The sequence below is a fragment of the Nitrospira sp. BLG_2 genome, assembly GCF_049222245.1.
Genome location: NZ_JBLYIG010000113.1, coordinates 1 through 2,056, shown reverse-complemented (window position 1 = coordinate 2,056; position 2,056 = coordinate 1). Strand labels below are relative to the sequence as shown.

Annotated in this window: 1 protein-coding gene; it reads left to right on the top strand. The window is 51.4% G+C overall.

All coding sequences use genetic code 11. The features are described 5' to 3' along the window. Positions 1–641: 641 nt before the first annotated feature. Positions 642–1,202 carry a hypothetical protein gene (locus tag ACOSYY_RS03300; RefSeq protein WP_421660846.1) on the top strand — a complete coding sequence of 187 codons (561 nt, stop codon included), beginning with the start codon at positions 642–644 and terminating at the stop codon, positions 1,200–1,202. Positions 1,203–2,056: the final 854 nt, after the last annotated feature.

Sequence of the window (2,056 nt, the reverse complement as noted above, 5' to 3'; positions counted from 1 at the left end):
GCGAGCACTGATTCTCGGGTCTTCCCGAGTAGGCCTGCCATTTTCACGCGATATGCTGAAGTTATGATTCGTAACTCCAAGATGCATTGTGAATTGATGTTCTAAGAACTCTGATCTAGTTGTGCTCCTCGGGCACCTATTCCGAGTCGTCGTTTCTGTTGTTCGAACTATCGAAAGGGGGAAATGCCATGAATCGCGTTCTCAGACTCTTGATTGCATTCATGACTCTCGGACCTACGCTCGCGTTAGCAGAAGAAGCTCACGGTGGATCGTATCGGGGAATTGGATTCATTTATTATACAGTCATAGGGGTAATCTTAATTTACGGCGTCAATGATGCCTTCGGGAAAAAAGCTATGCTGATCGCAGCCCCTATCATTGTAATTGGCCTCTATCTGTTGCTCCCGCCAGGGGCTTAGTGAGCCGATATAGTGGACACGTAGACGTGCACTTAAAGCGCACGCCGTTGGCCGACGCTCTCTGGGAGAGTTCTGAGCAAGCCTACCCTCCGAGAGTAGGCGTGACATGCAAAGCGAATAGGTGTAGAAGAGGGACCGGCAGAAGTTCGGATGGATTAACTGCGACCGAGTATCTTCCTAAAGGTTCCAGATCCGGCTGACCGTGATGACGGGTATGGAGTTATGAATCTGCTTACCTTTCGTTTCCGCCAGTCCCAGACCGTGGACTTTTACTGGCACCTCGAGTTGGCCAAGCGCGGAACTCTACGCGAATTCAAGGTACATCCCAACATTACCATTTATGAGTCGGCTTTTGACCTACTGAACCCGATTCAAGTCGCACACGCCTTGTCTTTGGCCAAGGCCTTGGTGCTCGACAAGCGAGCCGAGGTCTTTTCGGGAAACACATCGTTGATCATGGTTGACGTTCGTGATGTGTTGCAGTGCTATCAGCACTCAATGCAGGTCGACGACCATCATGCTCATTGTTGGTTCAAGATCCGGCTCACGTTTGACCTGACCGTAACCCGATTTGAGGTGGAGTCCGATGAGTCGGGGAAGTCGTTCGTGTTCCCCTGTCGACGCGCAGCTTCTCACGCGTACGGAATTCACTATGAGCATCCGGGGACGATCTACGACCAACTGGAGTCGGCCTTGTGGCGTGCCGGCACACGTTGGTGTCCACGGCTGGCCGATCTCACAGAAATAAAACTCATCAACGTGGAGTTGCAGATTAAAAGATGATGAATCATCAAAGGCTGACTTGAGTGAACGATAGCTTCGTTTCTCAGCGGAAAGATGAGCCATCGATCGATCAGCTTTTCCTCGATGCGACACTCACCTTACATTTCTGAGCGTGAACGTCGTCCAAGTCCAAACAACCCCTCCGGTTCCTTTGTAAGGCCACAGTAAACCTGGTTACACCATGACTGCGGATGGACCTGCATCGGTGGGAATCGCCAGAGATCTTGCCGCAGGCTCTTTACCAGGCATATACGCCGCTGCCTAATTCACCTGATAGGGCGGAGGCGATGCAGGCCACGATTCGATTCATTAAACATCCACTATTCCGTCTCCTCGCCGCCCTCAATACAAATTTCGCATTGGTCCAATTCCGGGGTGCCGTGCTCACTACAGAAATACCGGCGGCAGCGGTTGCACGTCATGAAGGTCATCCTGACTCGATCTCCGGCTTCGCATTGTTCACACTGGCCAGCGCTACGGGCTTTGGGCATCGCTATGTCTCCATGATAAGTTTATGAGTTCTCGGGATGTCTTCGCATGATGTGGGGATGAATGCAAGACGGGGGTCCGCAGTGGAGTCGGATTCTCAAAGCAAACGTTGAAAGTTGTCGCCGAAAACCTAACGGTGCAACCATGTTGGTCTGGCAGGGTATCGAGCTTTTTCGCAAAGACAGCAGTGACCAGCTTGAAGCCATTCGCCGTGTGATGCAGTTCGTTGGCCCAATATTGCTTGTAGTTGCTTTCCGATGAAAGCGTGCTTCGCAGGTTCACATACAGAGACAAACTGAATCCGCAAACCCGGTTCGGGGTCAATTATTACTCGCCGATCAAGCTCAATTTCCCCTATAATCCGG